This is a genomic window from Lentzea sp. NPDC058450 (assembly GCF_042721395.1).
Lineage (GTDB): Bacteria > Actinomycetota > Actinomycetes > Mycobacteriales > Pseudonocardiaceae > Lentzea.
On record NZ_JBHXLO010000006.1, the window covers coordinates 1 to 21,815 of the forward strand.

Genomic DNA, 21,815 nt, shown 5'->3' on the forward strand with positions numbered 1-21,815 from the left:
CACCACGCTCGGCAACCTCAGTCCAGCCGACTACCGAGCCCGCGCCCTCACTACCTAACCTTCACACCCCAGTCCAACTTTCGGACAGCAGTTCAATGTGAGGGGACCCCTGCGCGAGCCTGCGCGTGGTCCCGCCGGGGCCCGCGGGGCGCGCGAACTAGGGTGTAGGCGTGCGCATTCGTCGTGTTGTCACCACCCGCGCCGGTGGCGTGTCCAAGGCGCCCTTCGACTCGTTCAACCTCGGCGACCACGTCGGGGACGACTTGGCGGCCGTGGAGGCCAATCGGGGCAGACTCGCCGAGGGGATCGGGCTGACGCCCCACCGGCTGGTCTGGATGGAGCAGGTGCACGGGCGGACCGTGGCCACCGTCGACGGGCCGCAGAGCGAGCCGCTCGAAGCCACCGACGCCGTCGTGACGAAACAGCCCGGTCTCGGGCTCGTCGTGCTGACGGCCGACTGCGTGCCGGTCCTGCTCGGCGACCAGGAGGCCGGCGTGGTCGGGGCCGTGCACGCCGGGCGCGTCGGGGCACGGGTCGGAGTGGTCGTCGAGGCGCTCAAGGCGATGATGGCGCTCGGCGCCGATCTCGACCGGATCGAGGTGCTGCTCGGGCCCGCGGTGTGCGGGGACTGCTACGAGGTGCCCGCCGAGATGCAGCGGGACGTCGAGAAGCACCTGCCCGGCAGTGCGTCCAAGAGCAGGAAGGGCACGCCCGCGCTGGATCTCCGGGCGGGGCTGTGGAACCAGCTCGCGAGCGCGGGCGTCGGGAAGATCGGCGTGGACCCGCGGTGCACGTTCGAGGAGAAGGACCTGTTCAGCCACCGGCGGCAGGCCCCCACGGGGCGGCTCGCGTCGGTGGTCTGGGTGGAGTCGTGAACCGGCGCGACGAGCTGAAGGCCAACCTCGAAGAGGTCGAGGAACGCATCGCGGCGGCGTGCGAGAAGGCGGGCCGGCCTCGCGAGGAGGTGATGTTGCTCGCGGTGACGAAAACCTGGCCCGCGAGCGACGTGGAGATCCTTTACGAGCTCGGGCTGCGGAACTTCGCGGAGAACCGCGACCAGGAGGCCGGCGCCAAGGTCGACCAGTTGAGACACCTCGGCGAAGCGCGCTGGCACATGGTCGGGCGGTTGCAGCGGAACAAGGCCAGGTCCGTCGTCGAGTGGGCCGGCCAGGTCGACTCCGTGGACAGCGTCCGGCTGGCCGAGGCGCTGGCGAAGGCCGCGCACGCGAAGGGCACGACGCTCGACGTGTTGCTGCAGGTCAGCATCGACGGGGACGTGTCGCGCGGCGGGGTGGCGATCGCGGACGTCGGCGAACTCGCTGGCGTGATCACTCGTTCGGGTGATCTTATTCTCCGAGGTGCGATGACTGTCGCGCCTCTGACGATGAAGCCTTCGCAGGCGTTTCAGGCGTTGGCTTCGGTGGTATCAGGCCTACGTGATGATCATCCCACTGCCACCCAGGTGTCAGCGGGAATGAGCGGTGACCTGGAAGATGCCATCTCGCACGGATCGACCTGTGTGCGTGTCGGAACGGCGTTGCTCGGCAGCCGGCGACTAACCTCGCCGTAGGTTGTCGGGAACCTCGGGACCGTCCGCACCGTCCCTAAGAGTGGGGAACCGCCGAGGAGGGGCTGGAATGAGCGCTTTGCACAAGCTGAAGGCCTACTTCGGGATGGTCCCCGCCGAGTACGCAGACGACCCCGGCTACGACGACGACCGGGGCCGCTACGGCGACTACCGGTCCGAGTACGCGGCCGAGGCAGACGACTACGACCCGTACCCGCGACGCAATCGCGTGTTCACACCGGGCCGGCCGGAGCTCCAGGGCTCCGGGTACCGGGCCGACATCGACGAGTCGGACGACTACGAGCCGGAGACGCGGCGCGGGGGCAGCCCCTCGAGCACGCGTCGCTGGAGCGCCGATGCACCCGTGCACGGCGCACTCGCGGTCGAGCCGCAGCGCGAGCCCGTGAGCAGGCTGCGTCCGGTCGCCGAACCGGCAGGCAACCCGTTGGCGCGCATCACGACGCTTCATCCCCGCAACTACAGCGAGGCGCGCACGATCGGGGAGCACTACCGGGACGGCACCCCGGTGATCCTGAACCTGACCGACATGGACGACGCCGACGCGAAGCGTCTCGTCGACTTCTCGGCCGGACTCGCGTTCGCTCTGCGCGGCTCCATGGACAAGATCACCAGCAGGGTGTTCCTTCTCTCACCGCCGAACGTTGACGTCACGGCGGAGGACCGCAGGAAGCTGGCCGAGGGCGGGTTCGGGAACCACGGTTAGAGTTGACCCGTGGCCCCCATCCTGCTCGTCATCTTCTACGTCCTGTTCGCGTTCTCCCTGTTCCTGACCGCGCGTGTCGTGGTCGAGATGGTGAGGACGTTCGCGAGGGATTGGCGCCCGGCGGGCGGCGTAGCCGTGACGCTCGAAACCGTTTACACGGTCACCGACCCACCGGTCCGTGCGCTCCGTCGGGTGATCCCGACTGTGCGGATCGGAGGCGTCGGGCTGGACCTATCGATTATTGTGCTGTGGCTAGTCGTTATCATTCTGATGCGATTCGCAGATCCCAGGTGACGGGGAACCGTGGGATGACCGCAGCCCAGGAGTGCGAGAGGTGATCCGATGCCGTTGACCCCCGCTGACGTGCACAATGTTGCATTCAGCAAGCCGCCGATTGGCAAGCGGGGCTACAACGAGGACGAGGTGGACGCGTTCCTCGACCTGGTTGAGGGCGAGCTGGCCCGCTTGATCGAGGAGAACAACGACCTCCGTCAGCAGGTCGAGCAGCTCGACCAGCAGCTCGAGACGTCGCGTGCCGACCTCGACGACGCGCGTGCGAAGGCTTCTGCTGCCCCGATGACGACCCGCATGCCGGTCGAGGAGCCGCGCCGCCTGGCGCCGGTCCCGCCGCCGTCGGTCATGGAGCAGACGTCCCCCGGTGGTGGCGGAGACCACCACGTGCAGGCCGCGAAGGTCCTGGGTCTCGCCCAGGAGATGGCGGACCGGCTGACCGGCGAGGCCAAGGCCGAGGCGGACGGCATGCTGTCCGAGGCCCGCACGAAGTCCGAGCAGCTGTTGTCCGAGGCTCGCGCCAAGGCCGACACGATGGTCAACGAGGCGCGCACGCGTGCCGAGACCATGCTCAACGACGCGCGGACGCGTTCCGAGACGCTGGAGCGGCAGGCCCGTGAGAAGGCCACCGCGCTGGACCGTGACGCGCAGCGCAAGCACGCTGAGGTGATGGGCAACATCACCCAGGAGAAGAACACGCTCGAGAAGCAGATCGACAAGCTGCAGACGTTCGAGCGCGAGTACCGCACGCGACTGAAGACGATGCTCGAGTCGTCCCTGCGCGACCTCCAGGACCGCGGCCCGGCCGCTCCGTCCGAGGGCCGCTCCCAGGGCTACTCCTTCGGCGCACGCGCCGAAGCGGGCTGAACTACTGTTCGCTAGGTGCTCTTCGTAGTTCTACTTCTGGTGCTGGCTGCCCTCGGGTTGCTCGTGCCTGCGCTGACCACGTCCAACACGATCTGGGCGTGGTCGTCCGTGGGCGCGAGCGTGCTCGCCGCCCTGGTCCTCGCTTGGGACTGGTGGCGGAGGCGACCGGGGGACCCCGCAGCCGACGCGCAGAGTGTAGATCAACAAGCTGTAGCTGATGATCAACGGGTGGTCGTGACGGCAGAAGCCGACACGCCGCCCGCTGACGAGGAACCACCGGAAGAGGACACCGACGCGGCGGACCTGCTCGTCGTGGCCGATCTGGTGGACGAGGTCCGGGTGCTGGACGAACGGCCCCGGTACCACCTGAGCTCGTGTTCCTGGCTTGCCGGGAGGCCCACGCTGGGCCTCCCGGTGCAGGAAGCACGGCAGTTGCAGTTCACGCCTTGCGCTTTGTGCACCCCTGACGCGGTGCTGGTGCGCAGGAGCCGTACCGCCTGACCCGATTCGCGTACCCGCGACGGCTCGGCGCGTTGTGAAGGTCTCATGACGTTGAGACCGGTGGTGGGCGCTCTTCTCGTCGCTTCGTTCGCACTGGCAGTCGCCGTACCGGTTCGTGCTGAGCCGGGGACGGAGCTGGACCGGTGCGTTCCCGCGGATCTGCGCGGCAACGCCGTCAGCTTCCGCACCTTGGACCAGGTCGTGTTGCCGGGTCTGGTGTTCGGCGACGGCCCCAGCGGGGTGCTGCTCGCGCCTGATCGCACCGAGTCCCTCTGCGTGTGGCTGCCGCTCGCCCGGCAGCTCGCGGAGGACGGCTACCAGGTGTTCCTCCACCAACCGCGTGCTTCTCCCATGCCGACCGGCACGTACGGGTTCGACCTGGACGTGCGCAGCGCCGCACTGGAACTCCGCCGGCGCGGCGCCACCTCGATCGTCGGGGTGGCCGCCGGTGCGGACAGGTTCGCGGGCACCAGCGAGGTCGAGGCGCCGGTCATCGTCGTCCCGGAACGGCTGGACGAGAACGCCGCCGCGCGCGACAGGGTGCGAGCCGCGGTGCGCGAGGCCTCGCCCCCGGAGACGTTGTTCGAACGCTGGGCGGTTCCGCTCGCCGTTGTGCTGTTCGTGCTGGTGGCGGCCGGTGTGGTCGTGCTCCGCAGGCGGACCACGACCACCGATCCCGGCGTCAGCGGCGGTAGCTGAGCTTCGCCCGGAACGTGCTGTCAGGCCTGTCCTGGTAGTGGTGCTCGACGCTGCCCTCGAACTCCGAGATCCGGCCCTCGGCGTCGTAGGCGACGTGCGTGACGTCGAAGTCGCCCGCGTCGTCGTACCAGCCGAACCCCTTGTTCACGACCAGGACCCGCTGGTCCTCGTAGTGGCCTTCGGTGATGCGCTGACCGTCGTGGCGGAACAGCCTCATCTCGATGAAGTCCCACCCGCTGTTGGACTCGCCGTAGATCCGGATCGAGTTGTCCGGCGCCGGGTACTCGTGGACGCCGAGGAGTTCGGGTGGCGTCCACGTGCCCGAACGGCCCTGGGTGGGCCACGCGCCGGGGTCGGAGTCCCAGATCAGGTAGTCGGTGTCGGCCGCGGTGGCCGGTGCGGCGGTGGCGACCAGCAGGGCCGCGGCGAGCAGGGCGGCGCGCATCAGGCACCCCGCACGTAGTGGAACTTCGCGCGGAACGCGTTGTCCGGGCCGGTGCCGCAGCGGTGCTCGACCGAGCCGTCGAGTGCTAGGACGATGCCCCGCTCGTCGAGGTCGAGGCGGTCGATAGTGAAGTCGGCCGCGTTGTCGTAGCAGCCGAGGCCCTTGCTGATGACCAGGGCTTTCTGGTCGGTGTAGGTGCCCACTTCGATCGGGCTGCCGTCGTGGCGGAAGAGTTCGACCACGTGCGAGGTCCCTGCCTGCTCTACGTCCACGTGCAGGTTGTTGTCGTCCCACGGCCGTCGGCTGACGATGAACTCGGCCTGCGGGGTGCTCCAGTCGCCGCTGGTGGCGGTGACCGGGAAGGCGCCCGCCTCGGCGTCGAACACGAACCTCGACGGCTCGTCGGCGGAGGCGGCGCCCGCCCCCAGAACCAAAAGAGCGCAGGTCAAAGCTAAGACACGCATCTGATCCCCCCAGAGAGATGGTCTGTGGAACCAGTCTTGCGGAGGTGCGCGAGACGCTGCCATGAGTGCTTCTACTCAGAGCACGATCGGGCGGGCGCCGTGAGCCGTCACGAGGCCTGGGAGGCGTTCACGGCTCGTGACGACGACTCGGCAGCGTGGGGTGCCCGGCAGCAGAGGCACGACCTGTGTGGTGTTGGCGGCGTTGTCGAGCACGATCAGCATTTGGCGGTCGGCGAGCAACGTGCGGTAGAGCGCTGTCTGGGCGTGTGGCTCCGGTGGGATGTTGTCGGTGCCCAACGCCGTGATGAACTCCCGCACGACGTCGGCCGGGTCGGAGTCGCCGAGGTGCACGAACAGCTGGCCGTCGGGGTAGCCGGCGGCGTGCCGGTGGGCCCAGTGCAACGCCAGCCGCGTCTTGCCCGCCCCGGCCGGTCCCGTGATCGTCACGATCGGCCCGTCCAGGTCGAGGGCCGCGAGTTCGGCCGTCATGCCGGCGAAATCTGGTGGTGCGGCGGGGAGTTGGCGGGGATTCCACTGAGGACGCAGGGAGGCGTGCAGGTCGCGCAACGCCGGGCCGGGGTCGAGGCCCAGCTCGTCGGCGAGCCGGTCGCTCAGCCGTGAGTAGTAGGCGAGTGCGTCGGCGCGTCGGTCGGCGCCGATCAGGGCACGCATCAGTTGCCCTGCGAGCCGTTCGTCCAGTGGACGTTCGGACGTGCGTGCGGTGAGTTCGGCGACGAGGGAGGCGTTCTCGCCCGACGCCAGCCGTGCGTCGGTGTGGTCGAGCTCGGCTGCCGTCATCTCGCCGGCCAACGCCTCACGCAACGAGTCGAACCACGCGCCGTGCAGCCCCGCGAACGGTTCGCCGCGCACGAGCGAAAGAGCCTCGTCCGGCCGTCCGAGTGCCACGAGAGAGCGAAACCTGTGCAGGTCGATGGACGCGGGATCGGCTTCCAGCACATAACCGCCGGATCGGCGCACGATCGGCACGTCCAACGCCGCCCGCAACCGTGACACGTAGCTGTAGAGCGCGGCCTTCGCCTGCCGCGGCGGCGCGTCACCCCACACCCGCGCCAGCAGCTTGCCGACGCCGACGACCTGGTTGACGTCCACCAGCAGCACGGCCAGCACGCTCAGCTGCCGCGCGTGCCCCACGTCGACGACACCCGCGTCGGAACGGACCTCCGGTGCGCCCAGGAGGGAGAACTTCACCGGTCCAGGAACAGCAGCATGATCAGCAACGCCAGCAGCGCCAGGTCCACCACGACGCCCTTGGGCTTCGAGTCGTACCGCAACCGCGTCACGGTGGCGCCGACCATCAGCAGCCCGAGCCCGACCGTGGCCGCGTGCGCGACCCACTCCCAGCTGACCAGCCCGACCACCAGGCCGGCCGCGCCCGCCCACTCCAGCGCGCCGATGGTGCGCCACAGCGCCGGGTTCATCCGGAAGTGGTCCCGTGCCTCGAGAGACGCCTTCGCGCCGAACAGCTTGCCCGCGCCTGTCGCCACGAACAGCACGGCCAGCAAGATCGACAACGCGATGGTCAACGTCATCGGGCGAGCATACGGTTTGCGCCTCCGGTTACCCTGTAACTCACAGGCACCGATCCGGCCATCACCGGGGAGCCTCCGGAAGAACGGGCGCGAGCCTCAGTAGAACCGGACGGGACCGGCCCGTCACAGCCGAAGAACGAGAGGCTCGCCGTGAAAAGCGAGCAAGCGGGGTGGTACCGCGGCAGGCCGAGCCACATCGGCGTGTCGTCCTCGCGTGTCCAGCGTGACGCGAGGAGCAGTGGAGATGGCCTACCCCAGGGCCGGTGCGCACGAGGTCCCGGCACAGCCGTCCTTTCCGAACCTTGAGCAGGGCGTGCTCGGGTACTGGAAGGACGACGAGACCTTCCAGGCGAGCATCGACCGCAACCCGGCCGGTGAGCACGGCGAGAACGAGTTCGTCTTCTACGACGGCCCGCCGTTCGCGAACGGCCTGCCGCACTACGGGCACCTGCTGACCGGCTACGTCAAGGACGTGGTGCCGCGCTACCAGACGATGCGCGGCAAGCACGTCGAGCGCCGGTTCGGCTGGGACACGCACGGCATGCCCGCCGAGTACGAGGCGGAGAAGCAGCTCGGCATCACGCAGAAGCACGAGATCGACGAGCTCGGCATCGAGAAGTTCAACGAGGCGTGCCGCACGTCCGTGTTGCAGTACACGGACCAGTGGCGCGACTACGTGACGCGCCAGGCTCGCTGGGTCGACTTCGACAACGACTACAAGACGCTCGACCTCGACTACATGGAAAGCGTCATGTGGGCGTTCAAGGCCTTGTGGGACAAGGGCTTGATCTACGAGGGCTTCCGGGTGCTCTGGTACTGCTGGCGGTGCCAGACGCCGCTGTCCAACACCGAGACCAAGATGGACGACGCCTACCGCGACCGGCAGGACCCGGCCGTCACGGTGGCGCTGCGCCTCGAGTCCGGCGAGAAGGCCCTGGTCTGGACGACCACGCCGTGGACGCTGCCGAGCAACCTGGCCGCGGCCGTGCACCCCGACGTCGACTACGTGACGGTCGTGGGCTCGGACGGCGACAAGTACCTGCTCGCCGAGGCCCGCGTCGCGGCGTACGCGCGTGAGCTGGGCGAGGAGCCCGAGGTCGTCGCCCGCCACAAGGGCTCGGACCTGGTCGGCAAGAAGTACCTGCCGCCGTTCGACTTCTTCGTGGGCCGCGAGAACGCGCACCAGGTCCTCACGGCCGACTACGTCACCACCGACGACGGCACGGGCATCGTCCACATCGCACCGGCGTTCGGTGAGGACGACAAGGTCGTGACGGACGCGGCGGGCATCGAGGTCGTCGTGCCGGTCGGGCCGGACGGCAAGTTCACCGCGGAGGTCGCGCCGTACCAGGGCGTGCACGTCTTCGAGGCGAACAAGCTGATCATCCGCGACCTCAAGGACGCGGGCCTGCTGCTGCGCCACGAGACCTACGACCACCCGTACCCGCACTGCTGGCGCTGCCAGAACCCGCTGATCCAGCGCGCGCTGTCGGCGTGGTTCGTCGCGGTCACGCAGTTCAAGGACCGGATGGTCGAGCTCAACCAGCAGATCAACTGGGTGCCCGGCCACATCAAGGACGGCCAGTTCGGCAAGTGGCTCGAGAACGCGCGCGACTGGAACATCTCGCGCAACCGGTACTGGGGCTCGCCGCTGCCCGTGTGGACCTCGGACAACCCCGAGTTCCCGCGCACGGACGTGTACGGGTCGCTGGACGAGCTGGAGCGCGACTTCGGCGTGCGCCCGGACAACCTGCACCGGCCGTTCATCGACGAGCTGACGCGGCCGAACCCGGACGACCCGTCCGGTCAGTCGACCATGCGCCGGATCCCGGACGTGCTCGACTGCTGGTTCGAGTCGGGCTCGATGTCGTTCGCGCAGGTGCACTACCCGTTCGAGAACGCCCAGTGGTTCGAGGAGCACTACCCCGGAAACTTCATCGTCGAGTACAACGGGCAGACGCGTGGCTGGTTCTACACGCTGCACGTGCTCGCGACGGCGTTGTTCGACCGGCCCGCGTTCCGCGACTGCGTGGCGCACGGGATCGTGCTCGGTGACGACGGCCAGAAGATGTCCAAGTCGCTGAAGAACTACCCGGACGTCAACGAGGTCTTCGACCGCGACGGCTCGGACGCCATGCGCTGGTTCCTCATGGCGTCGCCGATCCTTCGTGGCGGCGACCTCGTGGTGACCGAGCGCGGCATCCGCGACGCGGTGCGCCAGGCCGTTCTGCCGCTGTGGAACTCCTGGTACTTCCTGGCGTTGTACTCCAACGCCGCCGGGAAGGAGGGCACGTGGCGCGTCGACTCGAAGAACGTGCTCGACCGGTACGCGCTGGCGAAGACGCACGACCTGGTCCGCGACGTCCAGGCGGCGATGGACGTCTACGACATCTCCGGTGCGTGCCAGCTGGTGCGCGAGTACCTGGAGGTGCTGACGAACTGGTACGTGCGCCGGTCGCGGCAGCGGTTCTGGGACGGCGAGCAGGACGCGATCGACACCCTGCACACCGTGCTGGAGGTCGTCACGCGCGTGGCGGCGCCGTTGCTGCCGTACACGACCGAGGTCGTGTGGCGCGGGCTGACCGGCGGCCGTTCCGTGCACCTGACGGACTTCCCGAAGGTGTCGGACGTGCCGGCGGACGACGCGCTGGTGGCGGCGATGGACGAGGTCCGCGACGTGTGCTCGACGGCGTTGTCGCTGCGCAAGGGCAACAAGCTGCGCGTGCGCCTGCCGCTGGCACGCCTGACGGTCGCCTCGCCGGTGGCCGGCTCGCTGGAGGACTTCGCCGAGATCGTGCGCGACGAGGTCAACGTCAAGGAGGTGTCGCTGTCCACCGACGTCGACACCTACGGACAGTTCCAGCTGGTCGTGAACGCCCGTGCGGCCGGCCCCCGCCTCGGCCCGAACGTGCAGAAGGTCATCAAGGCCGTCAAGGCCGGCGACTGGTCCGAAGTGGACGGTCGAGTGGTGGCCGCCGGCGTCGAGCTGTTCGAGGGCGAGTACGAACAGCGCCTGGTGGCAACGGATCCCGCCGCCACGGCCGCGCTGCCGGGTGGTGCCGGTGTCGTCGTGCTCGACACGGTGGTGACGCCGGAGCTCGAGGCCGAGGGGCTCGCGCGGGACCTGGTGCGCGTGGTGCAGCAGGCCCGCAAGGACGCTCAGCTCGACGTGTCCGACCGGATCACGCTGACGCTGGAGCTGCCGGACGAGGTGCGCTCCGCCGTGGAGCCGCACCTGGCGTTCGTGCAGTCGGAGACGCTGACTTCGTCGGTCGTCTTCGGTGAGGGCACCGCCGAGGGCTCGGTCGGTGACGGCGTCAAGGTGAAGGTCGCGGTCGCCAAGGCGTAAGTACGGTCCTACGAGGCGGCGTGGTGGGTTCTCCCACCACGCCGCCTTTTTGCATGCAACACCTCGTGCCGAGGCGGCCACTTCCAGGCGAACGGTCGATCTCGTAGAGAGGGGTGGCACGTGGTTGCTGGGGGATGGCGCTTGATGGTGGGTGCCGCGGTGCTGGTCACGAGTGCGGTGGCGGCACCCGCCGCGCAGGCGGACACGGGATGTGAGTGGACCAGGCAGAACCTTCCGCTGCCGGCCGGTCAGCGCCCGGTCGGGTCCGTCAACGGAGATGGTGACTGGCTGGCGACGTCCGGAGACGAGGCGGCCGTGGTGTGGCACGAGGGTGTGCCGGAGACGGTGGAGTTGCCCCCTGGGCGGGGCGTCGCCGACATCAGCCGGAACGGTGTGCTGCTCAGCTTCGGTGAGGACGGTCTCTGGCGAGACCAGGAGAAGCTCGAAGAGCTGCCTGGTGCCGGTTACTCGACCGTCCACTCGATCAACGCCGCTGGTGACGTCACCGGCATGTCCGGGGGACCACTGGTGGTGTGGACCGCTGGGTCGACGGCGCCGCACACGCTCGAAGGCACCGATGACGGCCAGTGGTGGCGGTCGGTGGGAATCGACGACCACGGCAACGTCGTCGGCGGAGCCGGATCCCGGTACCACGTGTGGAACAAGGAGGGCGAGCGCACGGCGCTCGAGCCGCTGCAGGGCCATGGCGAGGTGTACGCGACCTTGGTCCGGGACGGCCGGATCTACGGGGAGGCGCGGGGCGACGGCGGGTGGATCTCGGTCGAGTGGAACCTTCGAGGCGAGGTCGTCCGGGACATGCCCGGTGGCGCCGTCCAGGCCGCCAACGGCGTCGGCGACGAGTTGTTCATGTGGCAGGAGAACTGGGCGGTGCGCCGGGCGGACGGCCGGGTGGACCCGCTGCCGCTCTACCCCAGGGACCTCGCCTTCCTCACCGTGCTCACCGACGCCGGTGAGCTGATCAGCGGTCGCTACTACGAAGGCCCGGTCAGGGTGTTCTGCGCCTGACCCCGTGGCGTGAACAGGCGCCGCGCCTGACGCACGTACCACGACCAGCGGGCCGGGGACTTCGGTTCCCGGCCCGCCGCGCGCTCGAACCCGTCGAACAGGTCCTCGATGCACGCGTCGTGCAGCCACCGGATCACCAGCACCCAGCGCAGCCACGGCACGAGGCCGAAGTCGCCGACCAGCTCGTGCGTGACCACGGTGCCCGACGCCGAGAGCGTGTGCGTGCCGGACAGCCGGGTGAACTCGAAGGTGATCGACTCGCCGGGCACGAACGACGTGCAGCGGTAGCGGATCGGGCCGTGCCCGCCGTCCGCGCCGACTCCCAACGGCCGGTCGAACTCCTGCCTGCCCCACGCGGGCGGCCAGAGCTCCTGGATCCGGTCGACGAACGGGCCCGCGGGCACGCCGAGGTCGCGGGTGTGGACGTTCCTGACCATGAGGACTCCCCTTCCATACGCTGCCGTATGTTCGCTGAACGTACGGTAGCGTATGGAAGCGTGGTGCGGCGGAATCGTGACGACTGGACTGAGATAGCGCTGAGAGCGCTGGCGGAGGGCGGGCTGAACGCCGTCGCGATCGAACCGCTCGCGGCGCGGGCCGGGGCCACGAAAGGCAGCGTCTACCACCACTTCCCGAACCGCGAGGCCTTGCTGCAGGCGACGGTCGAGCGGTGGGAGCGGGAGCACACCGAGAAGGTCATCGAGCTGGTCGAGTCCGAACGGATGCCGGAGGACAAGCTCCGCACGCTCTTCGCCGCGGTGCTCGACCGGGGCCGCAAGGGGTCGGTCGAGATGGCGTTGCAGGCCGCCGCCCAGCACGAGGTGATCGCGCCGGTTCTCCAGCGCGTCACGGAGAAGCGCGTGGCGTACCTGACCGAGCTGTTCCGGCAGCTGGGGTTCAGGAAGGCCCAGGCGAGGAAGCGCGCGTTGATCGCGTTCAGCCTCTACCTGGGCCAGGCACAGCTGTGGACGAGCATGCCCGGCCTCGTCGAACCGGTGCTCGACGAGGCCGTGCGCGTGCTCACCGCGAAGTGATCAGGCCGCGGTGGCCCACAACGTCGAGGCGATCACGTCCGCGTTGCGGTCGAGCGCCGTGGCGTTGACGTTCGACGTGGTGTCGCAGGAGCGGTGGTAGCACCGGTCGAAGGCCTGGCCGGCCGTGCCGCCCCACTTCGAGGCCTGCGCCGAGGTCTTGATGCCCTCGGCGCCGGTGAAGGTGCCGCCGGTCGGGATGCCCGCGCGGGCGAACGCCGCGTGGTCGGAGCGGCCGCCGACGTTCGTCAGCTCGGTCTGCACGCCCAGCGCGGTGAAGCCCGCCTGCAGCCGCTGCGTCAGCGCCGCCGAACCGGTGGGCTGGCCGGACGAGCTGTAGACGAAGTAGCCGGGGTTGGGCGAGCCGGTCATGTCGAAGTTCAGGTACGCCTTGATCTTCGACTTCTCGGTCGACGACAGGGAGTTCACGTAGTACGTCGAGCCGACGAGACCGAGCTCCTCCGCGCCCCACCAGCCGAACCGCAGGTGCTTGGTCGGCTGGAAACCGGTGGCCTTCACCTGGAGCGCGATCTCCAGGATCGACGCCGAGCCGGTGCCGTTGTCGTTGATGCCGGGGCCCGCCGAGACGCTGTCGAGGTGGCCGCCGACCATCACGACGTTGTTCGCGTCACCGCCGGGGTAGTCGGCGATCAGGTTGTAGCCCGTCGCGCCGTTCGACGTGAACGACTGGACGCGCGTGGTGTAGCCGGCCGCGTCGAGCTTGCTCTTCACCCAGTTGATCGAGGCCAGGTACCCCGGTCGTCCGTGTGCGCGGTTGCCGCCGTTGGAGTTGGCAATCGACTGGAACTGGTTCAGGTGAGCTTGTACGTTCGCGACGTTGATGTTCGGCGCCGCCAGTGCCGCAGGCGCCGCTGCTTGCGCTGTGGTTGCTCCGGTCACCATCAAGGCGGCCGCCAGCGCGATCAGGATCCTCATGGTTCAACTCCGTGCAGGGTAGGGATTGAGCCACTGATCAACATGCTCCGGCGTGCATAGGCCCGGTAGGGGCGATCGGCTGGATTTGTTAACTCGTCTGATTCGTCGGAATCGAGGGTGATCAACCAGAATGGTCCAGGTGGGTGACGTCACGGTCGTGCTGGGCATCGGCGCCGCCGTACTGCTGATCTCGGTGATCGCGGTGCGCGTGTCGACGCGGCTCGGGCTGCCCTCGCTCCTGCTCTACCTCGGCATCGGCGTGCTGCTCGGCGAGTCGGTGTTCGGCATCAAGTTCGACGACGCCGACCTCACGCAGTCGCTCGGCATCGCGGCCCTCGTGCTGATCCTGACCGAGGGCGGCATCACGACCCGGTGGAACGCCGTCAAGTCCTCGCTGTGGCTCGGTGTCGCACTGTCCACAGTGGCCGTCGCGGTCAGCGTCGCGGTGACCGGAACGGCGCTGCACTTCCTGCTGGGCCTCGACTGGCGGATGGCGTTGCTGTGGGGCGCGGTGCTGTCGTCCACGGACGCGGCCGCCGTCTTCAGCGTCCTGCGCTCGTTGGGCGTCGGCGCTCGGCTGACCGGCGCGCTCGAACTGGAGTCCGGCCTCAACGACGCGCCCGTCTACATCGCCGTCGTGCTGCTGGCGTCGTCGGACCAGATCTCGTGGACCGCGCCGCTGCTGGTGATCTACGAACTGGGCGCGGGCGCGTTGATCGGCGTCGTGCTCGGGTTCCTCGGCGGCGCGGGGCTGAGACGCGCGGCGCTGCCCTCCACCGGTCTGTACCCGCTCGCCACGGTGGCGGTGTGCGTGATGGCCTACACGGCCGGAGATCTCGTGCACGCGTCCGGTTTCCTCGCCACCTACGTCGCCGCGCTGGTCCTCGGCAACGCCCGCCTGCCGCACCGCGCCGACACCCTCTCGTTCGCCGAAGGCCTCGGCTGGCTCGCCCAGATCGGCCTCTTCGTGCTCCTCGGCCTCTACGCCTCCCCGCAACGGCTGCTCGACGTGCTGTTCCCCGCGCTGGTCGCGGGCGTGGTGCTGACGTTCGTCGCCCGGCCGCTGTCGGTGGTGCTGTCCTCGCTGCCGTTCAAGGTGCCGTGGCGGGAACAGGCGTTCCTCTCCTGGTCGGGACTGCGCGGCGCGGTGCCGATCGTGTTCGCGCTGATCCCGTTGATCCAGGGCGTGGAGGGCGCGCGGCAACTCGTCGACGTGGTGTTCCTGCTGGTCATCGTGCTGACGATCGTGCAGGGCACGACACTGCCGTTCCTCGCGCGGCGGCTCGGGCTGGTGAAGACGGGGGAGGCGCTGGAGGTCCAGGTCGACTCGTCCCCGCTCGACGAGCTGGGCGCCGAACTGCTCCAGGTGCACATCCAGCGCGGCTCGAAGCTGCACGGCGTCTACATGTCCGAGCTGCGGTTGCCGAGCGGCGCCACAGTCAGCCTCGTGGTGCGCTCGGGGAAGAGTTTCACGCCACAGCCGACGACCCGGCTGCAGACAGAGGACCAGTTGCTCATCGTCACCACGGAGGAGACGCGCGACGCCGCTGAGCGGCGCATACGTGCCGTCGACCGGGCCGGGCGCTACGCCAGGTGGAAGGGCGAGACCGGCGATTAGTCGGTCTCCGAGGCTTCTCACGATGTGATCGGGGTGTCGACGGCGCGGTCACCCTCCGCTAACGTCGTCGGCAGGTCATGAGAGCCAGCGTCAAGCCCAAGCTTGCTGGCCGGCAACCCTCCAACCGCGGTGGGGTGCCCTTGGTGAGGACCTGGTCCGGCGCGTTGGGCGCCGGTCAAGCGCGGGCCTCCACACAAAGGCCCCCTGGCCTCGGAGGCAGCTCGATGACGCTCGCGATCACCCCCAGCACCACCACGGCGGTTCCGGCTGTTGTTGGCGCTGACCTGCGCGTTCCACTGGTCACCGGAGAGCGCGTCACCTACGCCAACCTCGACCACGCGGCCTCGGCGCCCTGTCTGCAGGAGGTGCGCGACGCCGTCGACGAGCTGCTGCCCTGGTACGCCAGCGTGCACCGCGGCGCCGGGTTCGCCTCCCAGGTCTCGACCCGCGTCTACGAGCAGGCCCGCGACCGCATCCGCCGGTTCGTCGGGGCGCGTTCTTCCGACACCGTCGTCTTCACCCGCAACACCACGGACTCGCTGAACCTGTTGGCGCGCAGCGTTCCCCGCAACACCGCCGTCGTCCTGTTCGACAGCGAGCACCACGCCGCGCTGCTCCCCTGGAGGGGTCCGCACGTCCAGCGGATCCCCGCACCGTCTTCGTCCGGCGCCGCAATTGTCGCGCTGGACCGGGCTCTTGCCGCCGCCCCGGTCGGCCCGAGGCTCGTGATCGTCACCGGGGCGTCCAACGTCACGGGGGAGCTGTGGCCGGTCGCCGAGCTCGCGAAGGTCGCCCGCCGTCACGGCGCGCGCATCGCTCTCGACGCCGCCCAGCTCGCCCCGCACCGCCCGATCGACGTGCGTGAGCTGGACGTCGACTACATCGCGTTCTCCGGCCACAAGATCTACGCCCCGTTCGGCGCCGGTGTGCTGGTCGGCCGTGCGGACTGGCTCCAGCAGGCCCAGCCGTACCTGGTCGGCGGCGGCGCCACCTCCAAGGTCACCGACCACGGCGACCGCCTCGGCGTGGCCTGGTCCGCGGTGCCCGAGCGGCACGAGGCCGGCAGCCCGAACGTCGTCGGCGTGCACGCGCTGGCCGCGGCCTGCGAGATCCTGTCGCGGCACTGGGAGCAGACCGTCGCGCACGAGCAGGAGCTGCTGGCCCGCCTGCGCGAGGGCCTGCGCACGATCCCCGGCTTCCGCGAGCTGAAGATCCTCTCCGACGCGGACAAGGTCGGCGTCGTGAGCTTCACGGTCTCCGGCTTCGACGCGGGCTTCCTCGCCGCCGCGCTGTCCGCCGAGTACGGCATCGGCGTGCGCGACGGCGCGTTCTGCGCGCACGTGATCGTGGGCCGCCTGGTCAAGCAGGTCGGATCGCACGAGGAACGCGCCGTGCGGGCGTCGATCGGCCTCGGCACGACGGCCGAGCACGTCGACCGCCTGGTGGCCGCGCTGCGCGTGCTGGTCACCGAAGGCCCGAAGTGGAGCTACACCCAGCAGGACGGCCGCTGGGTGCCCGAGGACGACGGCCGAACCCTGCCGCCGTTCCTCGCGTAGTCCCTGTAGTGGACAATGACCTGGTGAGTGACGAGTCCAAGGCTGCGGAGAAGGCCGCTGACAAGACTGCCGAAGAGCAGGTCAGCGAGCCTGAGACGGTCGCGACTCCGGTGATCGAGGTACCTGACGCCGAGCAGGAGCCCGCGGCGTCCCCGGCGAAGGCGGACGACGAGGACGAGGGTTTCTCGTTCACGGGGTCGCTGCCGGAGCTGAAGACGAAGGTCCTCGCGCTCCTCGCGGCCGGCGTGCTGGCCCTGGACGTGCTCACGAAGGTCGTGTCCGTGGCGTTCCTGGAGGACGCGGACCCGATCCAGCTGTTCGGCGGCGTGCTGTACCTGACGTTCGTGCGCAACCCCGGTGCCGCGTTCGGCATGGGCGAGGGCATGACGTGGGTGCTCGCGCTGATCGCGATGGGTGTCGCCGGGTTCATCTACTGGATCTCGCGCAACCTCCGCTCCCAGGGCTGGGCCGTCGGCCTCGGCCTGGTGCTCGGCGGTGCCGTCGGCAACCTCGCCGACCGCCTGTTCCGCGAGCCCGGCCCGATGCGCGGCCACGTCGTGGACTTCCTCTCGCTGTTCGACCCGTACGGCCGGGTGTGGCCCGTGTTCAACGTCGCCGACATGGCGATCGTGGGCGGCGGTGCGACGATCATCGTGCTCGCGCTGCTGCGGCACGACTACGACGGCACCGTGCACAAGGACGACCCCGAGCCGGTCGCCGCGCCCGTTGCCGAACCGGTGGCCGAGCAGAAGCAGGCCCCGGCGCAGGACAGCCTCCAGGAATCCAAGTAACAACCCGGCGCCGCGAGGCGTCCCAGAGCAAGTGAAAGTCGAGGCCCCGCGCGTGAGCGGATACCGAACGCTGCCGATTCCCGACGGTCTGGACGGCATGCGCGTCGACGCCGGCCTCGCGAAGCTGCTCGGCCTGTCCCGCACCGCCGTCGCGGCCATCGCCGACGCCGACGACGTGCTGGTCGACGGCCGGGTCGTGGGCAAGTCCGACCGGCTGACCGCCGGGTCGATGCTGGAGATCACGCTGCCGGCGCCGCCGCAGCCGATCACCGTCCAGGCGATCCCGGTCGAGGGCCTGGTGATCATCCACGAGGACGACGACATCATCGTCGTCGACAAGCCCGTCGGCGTCGCCGTGCACCCGTCGCCCGGCTGGACCGGCCCGACCGTCGTGGGCGGGCTCGCCGCCTCCGGTCACCGCGTCGCCACGTCCGGTGCCGCCGAACGCCAGGGCGTCGTGCACCGGCTCGACGTCGGCACGACCGGCGTGATGGTGGTCGCGAAGTCCGAGACCGCTTACTCGGCTTTGAAGCACGCCTTCAAAGAGCGGACCGTCGACAAGGTCTACCACGCGATCGTGCAGGGCCACCCGGACCCGATCAAGGGCACCATCGACGCGCCGATCGACCGTCACCCGAAGCACGACTACAAGTTCGCGGTGATGAATTCCGGCAAGCCGTCCATCACGCACTACGAGGTGATGGAGGCGTTCCGCGCCGCCTCTCTCGTCGAGGTGCACCTGGAAACCGGCCGCACGCACCAGATCCGCGTGCACTTCTCCGCGCTGCACCACCCGTGCGTGGGCGACCTGACGTACGGCGCCGACCCGACGCTGGCCAAGCGTCTGGGCGTGACGCGGCAGTGGCTGCACGCGCACCAGCTCGGCTTCCACCACCCCGGCACCGGCGAGTGGGTCACCTTCACGTCCGAGTACCCGGACGACCTCGCGACGGCGCTGGAGAAGCTGCGCGAAGAAGGCTGATTGCGTCTGGGTAAATCACCGGTTGACAACGTTGCACTTGATGTTAATCGGTGTGCTCAATAGCGTTTGAGCCATGCACCTGACCATTCTCGCGGCCTCGGGCCGCACCGGTTCCGCCCTCACCCGCCAGGCCCTCGACCGCGGCCACACCGTCACCGCGCTCGCCCGCGATCCGCGCAGGATCACGCTCGACCACCCGAACCTGCGCAAGGTCGCGGGCGACGTGAGCGGTCCGTTGCCGATCGACGCCGACTCGGTCGTCCTGTCGGGTCTCGGCACCGACACACCCGGCGTGTTGCTCGCCGGCGCCCAGGCCGTCATCGCCGCAGGTCCGCGCCGGATCATCTGGCTCGGCGCGTACGGCACGGGCGCCTCGGCCGACGTCGCGGGGGAGGGCGCCGAGGTGCTCTGGAAGTTCTTCGGCGACCGCATCCCCGACAAGATCGCGGCCGACGACGCCGTTCTCACCGCCGGTGGCACCGTCTTCCACGCGGGCGTGCTGACCGACGACCCCGCGGGTCCCGGGCGGGTGGTCGGGTTGGAGGAGGCGCCGCCGTTCGACCTGGGCGCGAAGGTCAGCCGCGAGACCGTGGCCGCCGCGATGCTGGACGAGGCCGAGCATCCGCGCTTCGCAGGCAAGATCGCTCTGCCGCTAGCGGGCTAGCACCTCGCCGAGCGTCTCCCGGACCTGCGAGCGCAGCCACTCGTGAGCGCGGTCCGAGTCGTAGCGCTGGTGCCAGTTGCAGTGGATCGGCGCCTCCGGCGACTCGACCGGCAACGGCAGTGTGACCAGCCCGAACGCCTCGATCAACGGCCGGCAGAGGATCGTCGTGGTGGTGACCAGCGCGTCACCGGCCGCCGCGATCTGCAGGGCCGAGTGGACCGTCGCCACCGTCGCGATCACCTTGCGCCGCAGCCCTTCCCGTTCCAGCACCTCGTCGATCGGCGCGCTGAACCGACCACGCCGTGACACCAGCACGTGCGGATAGGCCGCATACGCGCGCAGATCCAGTTCGGTGCACGGATGGCCACGCCGCAGGACCACGGCCAGCGGATCGGTACCCATCACCTCGGACCGGAACTCCGGCAGGTCCGGCGCGCCACCCCCGAGTTCGAGATCCACCCGGCCGTGCCGCAGGTCGTCGGTGTCGCCGGAGTGCTCGGCCAGCACCCGCAACCGCACCCCGGGAGCTTCCGAGGCGATCCGCCCGACCAGCGTCGGCACCACCGACGAGGCGAGGGCGTCGTGACACCGCACCGTGAACGTCCGCTCCAGCTCGGCCAGGTCCAGCTCACGGCTCGGCGTCAGCACGGCGTTGGCCTCCCGCACCAGCCGGCGCACCTCCTCGGCGATCCCGAGGGCGTACGGCGTGGGCGTCATCGTGTGGCCGGTCCGCACGAGGATGTCGTCGCCGGTGACCTTCCTGATCCTCCCGAGCGTCCGGCTGACCGCGGGTGACGACAGGTGCAGCCGTTCCGCCGCCCCCATCACGCTGCCCTCCTCGAGGAGGGCGTCCAGCACGACCAGCAGGTTCAGATCCGCTTGCATGACCGTCATCTTGGAGGAAGCCATGATCGCCGCAACCACCGCAGCCGTCCGCGCCGCGGGCGCCCGCATGCTGAAGCGCTACTCGACCGAGTCCCGCACCTCGTCGCTCGCCGAGATCGTCGCGGCCGTGAAGGCCAACGACGCCGCCGTCGTCGACCTGCTCGAACCCGCACTCAAGGAGATCAACCCGCAGGCCCGCTGGCTCGACGACGAACACGGCTCCGGCCCCCTGCCGGACGGCGAGTGGTGGCTGATCGACCCGGTCGGCGGCAACATGAACGCCGTCCACGGCATGACCGACTGGAACATCGGCGTGAGCCTGGTCCGCGACGGCCGCCCGGTCCTCGCCGTCGTGTACTTCCCGCTCTTCGACGAGATGTTCACCGCCACCGAGGGCGGCGGGGCGTTCCTCAACGGCGTCCCGATCAAGGTCTCCACCAAGACGTCACTGGACGGCGCCCTGGTCGGAACGGGCCAGGCCCAGCCAGGTCAGGGTCCGGAGATGGCCGACCGGGTGGGTGCCTCGTACGCCGCGATGGCCAAGCACGCCCTGTACGTGCGCATCTCCGTTCCGGTCACCCACCAGCTCGCCCAGGTGGCGGCGGGACGCATGGACGCGCACTGGCAGTACGACAACGTGCGCGCGCACGCCTCAGGAGTGTTGCTGGTGCAGGAAGCCGGTGGGACGGTCACCGATCTCGACGGCAAGCCGTGGGAGCTGACCACCCGTGAGTACCTGGCGGCCGCACCGGGCGTGCACGCGCAGGCGCTGGAAGTGCTGGGTTAGCGCCTAGTCCTCGACGGTCCACACGAGGGTGTTGAGGTCGACCTCGGGTCGCACGCTCCACCGGACCTGGATGATCTCGGTCGTGTCCGGCAGCACGAACACGCTGTGCCCGCCGGCGGTCTCACCGGGCTGCACGCCGAGCTTGTGCGCGGGCCGCGACGACAGCGACACGGGCGCCTTCGTCACGGTCTCGCCGGTCTTCGTCACGAGCACCAGGTACATGTCCGGCAGCGAGGTGTACGCGACCTGCGAGGTGTTGGTCACCTCGGTGTGCACGACCACGGCCCGTTCGCCCTCGGCGAGCTTGTAGCCGGCCGCGGTGAACAGGAAGTCGGCCGGGTCCACGACCTCGACGAGCTGGATCGACAGGCGGGCGCCCTCGAGGCTGTCCGCCTCCAGCGCCGAGCCGATCTTGCCGGTCCGCGACACGACGGGCTTGGGCTGCGGCTGGTCCGCGCGCACCCAACCCGCGGACTGGGGCGGGCCCCACGTGGCCTGCGGCGGCTGCTGCTGCGCCGGGAACGGCTGGCTGATCGGCCCCTGCGGACCGTACTGCTGCTGCACCGGGTGCGGTCCGCTCTGGTGCACGGCGTACGGGCCGGACGGCGGCGGGCCGAGGTAGTTGCCGTACGCGGCGGCGTTCGCCAACGCCCTGCGCAGGCCGTTCGGGTCGCACTCCACGCCCACCAGCAACGGCAGGCCGCTGCCCGAGAGCGTGATCAGGCGCATGGCGGCCTCGCGCGGGTCCATGCCCAGGCGCTGGGCGATCTCGTGCACGGCGGCGCGGCCCGACTCGGCGAGAACGGCGAGCAGGCGAGCGTCTACGGGATCGGGGGCCACCACCCGAAGAACGCTACCCGCCGCTCATGATCCGCGTGCCACCGCGTACCCGATCGAGATCAAGGCGACGTGGGTGCTCGCGCCTCGGAGAAGGGGCTTGGACGGCCGTATAATGCCCGGCCGCTTCGCGACAGAAGATCTTGAAATCGAGGGGGCGGGTCGCCGTGCCCGAACCGAGTGGAGTCGGTTAGTCTCGACGGGCGCCCGAGGCCTTCTCGTCTCTCGTTGGGCGCCAAAACGCT

24 protein-coding genes and 1 riboswitch are annotated in these 21,815 nt (G+C 69.6%); of the genes, 16 read left to right on the plus strand and 8 right to left on the minus strand.

Annotated elements, in window-relative coordinates:
- Window positions 1-170 precede the first annotated feature (170 nt).
- The 7 genes from pgeF (at window position 171) to ACFWNN_RS11620 (ending at window position 4,649) form a co-directional block, all read left to right on the plus strand.
- Window positions 171-875: a peptidoglycan editing factor PgeF gene (pgeF, locus tag ACFWNN_RS11590; protein ID WP_382439828.1), complete on the plus strand. Its 705-nt coding sequence runs from the start codon at window positions 171-173 to the stop codon at window positions 873-875.
- Window positions 872-1,570, plus strand: coding sequence for a YggS family pyridoxal phosphate-dependent enzyme (locus tag ACFWNN_RS11595; protein WP_382439829.1), 699 nt, complete (start codon window positions 872-874; stop codon window positions 1,568-1,570). Before pgeF ends, ACFWNN_RS11595 begins: the two co-directional genes overlap by 4 nt.
- A gap of 67 nt (window positions 1,571-1,637) precedes the next feature.
- Window positions 1,638-2,291 carry a cell division protein SepF gene (locus ACFWNN_RS11600; protein ID WP_382439830.1) on the plus strand — a complete coding sequence of 218 codons (654 nt, stop codon included), beginning with the start codon at window positions 1,638-1,640 and terminating at the stop codon, window positions 2,289-2,291.
- Between the two features lie 18 nt (window positions 2,292-2,309).
- Window positions 2,310-2,585 (plus strand): YggT family protein, encoded by a 276-nt coding sequence (locus ACFWNN_RS11605; RefSeq protein WP_382440120.1) that lies wholly within the window; start codon window positions 2,310-2,312, stop codon window positions 2,583-2,585.
- A gap of 48 nt (window positions 2,586-2,633) precedes the next feature.
- Complete coding sequence (locus ACFWNN_RS11610) at window positions 2,634-3,449, plus strand: DivIVA domain-containing protein (protein ID WP_285638902.1); 816 nt, start codon at window positions 2,634-2,636, stop codon at window positions 3,447-3,449.
- 15 nt (window positions 3,450-3,464) lie between these two features.
- On the plus strand, window positions 3,465-3,950 hold the full coding sequence (locus ACFWNN_RS11615) for a hypothetical protein (RefSeq protein ID WP_382439831.1): 486 nt from the start codon (window positions 3,465-3,467) through the stop codon (window positions 3,948-3,950).
- Window positions 3,951-3,995: 45 nt separating this feature from the next.
- Complete coding sequence (locus ACFWNN_RS11620) at window positions 3,996-4,649, plus strand: hypothetical protein (protein WP_382439832.1); 654 nt, start codon at window positions 3,996-3,998, stop codon at window positions 4,647-4,649.
- On the opposite strand, the gene ACFWNN_RS11625 is transcribed toward ACFWNN_RS11620, so the two are convergent.
- The 4 genes from ACFWNN_RS11625 to ACFWNN_RS11640 form a co-directional block, all read right to left on the minus strand.
- Complete coding sequence (locus tag ACFWNN_RS11625; RefSeq protein WP_382439833.1) at window positions 4,633-5,094, minus strand: hypothetical protein; 462 nt, start codon at window positions 5,092-5,094, stop codon at window positions 4,633-4,635. The two genes, ACFWNN_RS11620 and ACFWNN_RS11625, sit on opposite strands and share 17 nt — an antisense overlap.
- Window positions 5,094-5,558 (minus strand): hypothetical protein, encoded by a 465-nt coding sequence (locus ACFWNN_RS11630; protein ID WP_382439834.1) that lies wholly within the window; start codon window positions 5,556-5,558, stop codon window positions 5,094-5,096. The genes ACFWNN_RS11625 and ACFWNN_RS11630 overlap by 1 nt, the downstream gene beginning before the upstream one ends.
- Before the next feature lie 75 nt (window positions 5,559-5,633).
- Window positions 5,634-6,767 (minus strand): BTAD domain-containing putative transcriptional regulator, encoded by a 1,134-nt coding sequence (locus tag ACFWNN_RS11635; RefSeq protein WP_382439835.1) that lies wholly within the window; start codon window positions 6,765-6,767, stop codon window positions 5,634-5,636.
- Entirely contained in the window at window positions 6,764-7,108 is a 345-nt protein-coding gene (locus ACFWNN_RS11640; protein WP_382439836.1) for a DoxX family protein, read from the minus strand. Before ACFWNN_RS11640 ends, ACFWNN_RS11635 begins: the two co-directional genes overlap by 4 nt.
- A 244-nt stretch (window positions 7,109-7,352) precedes the next feature.
- Here ACFWNN_RS11640 and ileS point away from each other — a divergent pair, with 244 nt between their 5' ends.
- Together ileS and ACFWNN_RS11650 are read left to right on the plus strand one after the other, a co-directional pair.
- The gene (gene ileS, locus ACFWNN_RS11645) at window positions 7,353-10,457 is read left to right on the plus strand and encodes an isoleucine--tRNA ligase (protein WP_382439837.1); all 3,105 of its coding nucleotides are present in this window, start codon (window positions 7,353-7,355) and stop codon (window positions 10,455-10,457) included.
- A gap of 144 nt (window positions 10,458-10,601) precedes the next feature.
- The gene (locus tag ACFWNN_RS11650) at window positions 10,602-11,483 is read left to right on the plus strand and encodes a hypothetical protein (protein ID WP_382439838.1); all 882 of its coding nucleotides are present in this window, start codon (window positions 10,602-10,604) and stop codon (window positions 11,481-11,483) included.
- On the opposite strand, the gene ACFWNN_RS11655 is transcribed toward ACFWNN_RS11650, so the two are convergent.
- Window positions 11,450-11,920 carry an SRPBCC family protein gene (locus ACFWNN_RS11655; RefSeq protein WP_382439839.1) on the minus strand — a complete coding sequence of 157 codons (471 nt, stop codon included), beginning with the start codon at window positions 11,918-11,920 and terminating at the stop codon, window positions 11,450-11,452. The genes ACFWNN_RS11650 and ACFWNN_RS11655 overlap by 34 nt on opposite strands.
- 63 nt (window positions 11,921-11,983) lie before the next feature.
- Here ACFWNN_RS11655 and ACFWNN_RS11660 point away from each other — a divergent pair, with 63 nt between their 5' ends.
- On the plus strand, window positions 11,984-12,517 hold the full coding sequence (locus ACFWNN_RS11660; RefSeq protein WP_382439840.1) for a TetR/AcrR family transcriptional regulator: 534 nt from the start codon (window positions 11,984-11,986) through the stop codon (window positions 12,515-12,517).
- Here the strand turns inward: ACFWNN_RS11660 and ACFWNN_RS11665 are convergent, their stop codons facing one another.
- A complete protein-coding gene (locus tag ACFWNN_RS11665; protein ID WP_382439841.1) occupies window positions 12,518-13,450 on the minus strand; it encodes a M28 family metallopeptidase in 933 nt (310 codons plus the stop codon).
- 130 nt (window positions 13,451-13,580) lie between these two features.
- Here ACFWNN_RS11665 and ACFWNN_RS11670 point away from each other — a divergent pair, with 130 nt between their 5' ends.
- From ACFWNN_RS11670 to ACFWNN_RS11690, 5 genes are all read left to right on the plus strand, one after another.
- Window positions 13,581-15,068 (plus strand): potassium/proton antiporter, encoded by a 1,488-nt coding sequence (locus tag ACFWNN_RS11670; RefSeq protein ID WP_382439842.1) that lies wholly within the window; start codon window positions 13,581-13,583, stop codon window positions 15,066-15,068.
- Between the two features lie 73 nt (window positions 15,069-15,141).
- Window positions 15,142-15,256: riboswitch (SAM riboswitch) on the plus strand.
- 36 nt (window positions 15,257-15,292) lie between these two features.
- Window positions 15,293-16,624 carry an aminotransferase class V-fold PLP-dependent enzyme gene (locus tag ACFWNN_RS11675; RefSeq protein WP_382439843.1) on the plus strand — a complete coding sequence of 444 codons (1,332 nt, stop codon included), beginning with the start codon at window positions 15,293-15,295 and terminating at the stop codon, window positions 16,622-16,624.
- 23 nt (window positions 16,625-16,647) lie between these two features.
- Window positions 16,648-17,415 (plus strand): signal peptidase II, encoded by a 768-nt coding sequence (gene lspA, locus ACFWNN_RS11680; RefSeq protein ID WP_382439844.1) that lies wholly within the window; start codon window positions 16,648-16,650, stop codon window positions 17,413-17,415.
- Between the two features lie 97 nt (window positions 17,416-17,512).
- Window positions 17,513-18,397 carry an RluA family pseudouridine synthase gene (locus tag ACFWNN_RS11685; protein ID WP_382440121.1) on the plus strand — a complete coding sequence of 295 codons (885 nt, stop codon included), beginning with the start codon at window positions 17,513-17,515 and terminating at the stop codon, window positions 18,395-18,397.
- Between the two features lie 73 nt (window positions 18,398-18,470).
- Complete coding sequence (locus ACFWNN_RS11690; RefSeq protein WP_382439845.1) at window positions 18,471-19,061, plus strand: NAD(P)-dependent oxidoreductase; 591 nt, start codon at window positions 18,471-18,473, stop codon at window positions 19,059-19,061.
- On the opposite strand, the gene ACFWNN_RS11695 is transcribed toward ACFWNN_RS11690, so the two are convergent.
- Window positions 19,050-19,946, minus strand: coding sequence for a LysR family transcriptional regulator (locus ACFWNN_RS11695; protein ID WP_382439846.1), 897 nt, complete (start codon window positions 19,944-19,946; stop codon window positions 19,050-19,052). The two genes, ACFWNN_RS11690 and ACFWNN_RS11695, sit on opposite strands and share 12 nt — an antisense overlap.
- Between ACFWNN_RS11695 and ACFWNN_RS11700 the strand changes: the two genes are divergently transcribed.
- Window positions 19,945-20,733, plus strand: coding sequence for an inositol monophosphatase family protein (locus ACFWNN_RS11700; RefSeq protein WP_382439847.1), 789 nt, complete (start codon window positions 19,945-19,947; stop codon window positions 20,731-20,733). The genes ACFWNN_RS11695 and ACFWNN_RS11700 overlap by 2 nt on opposite strands.
- A 3-nt stretch (window positions 20,734-20,736) precedes the next feature.
- On the opposite strand, the gene ACFWNN_RS11705 is transcribed toward ACFWNN_RS11700, so the two are convergent.
- Window positions 20,737-21,576 carry an AsnC family protein gene (locus ACFWNN_RS11705; RefSeq protein ID WP_382439848.1) on the minus strand — a complete coding sequence of 280 codons (840 nt, stop codon included), beginning with the start codon at window positions 21,574-21,576 and terminating at the stop codon, window positions 20,737-20,739.
- Window positions 21,577-21,815 lie beyond the last annotated feature (239 nt).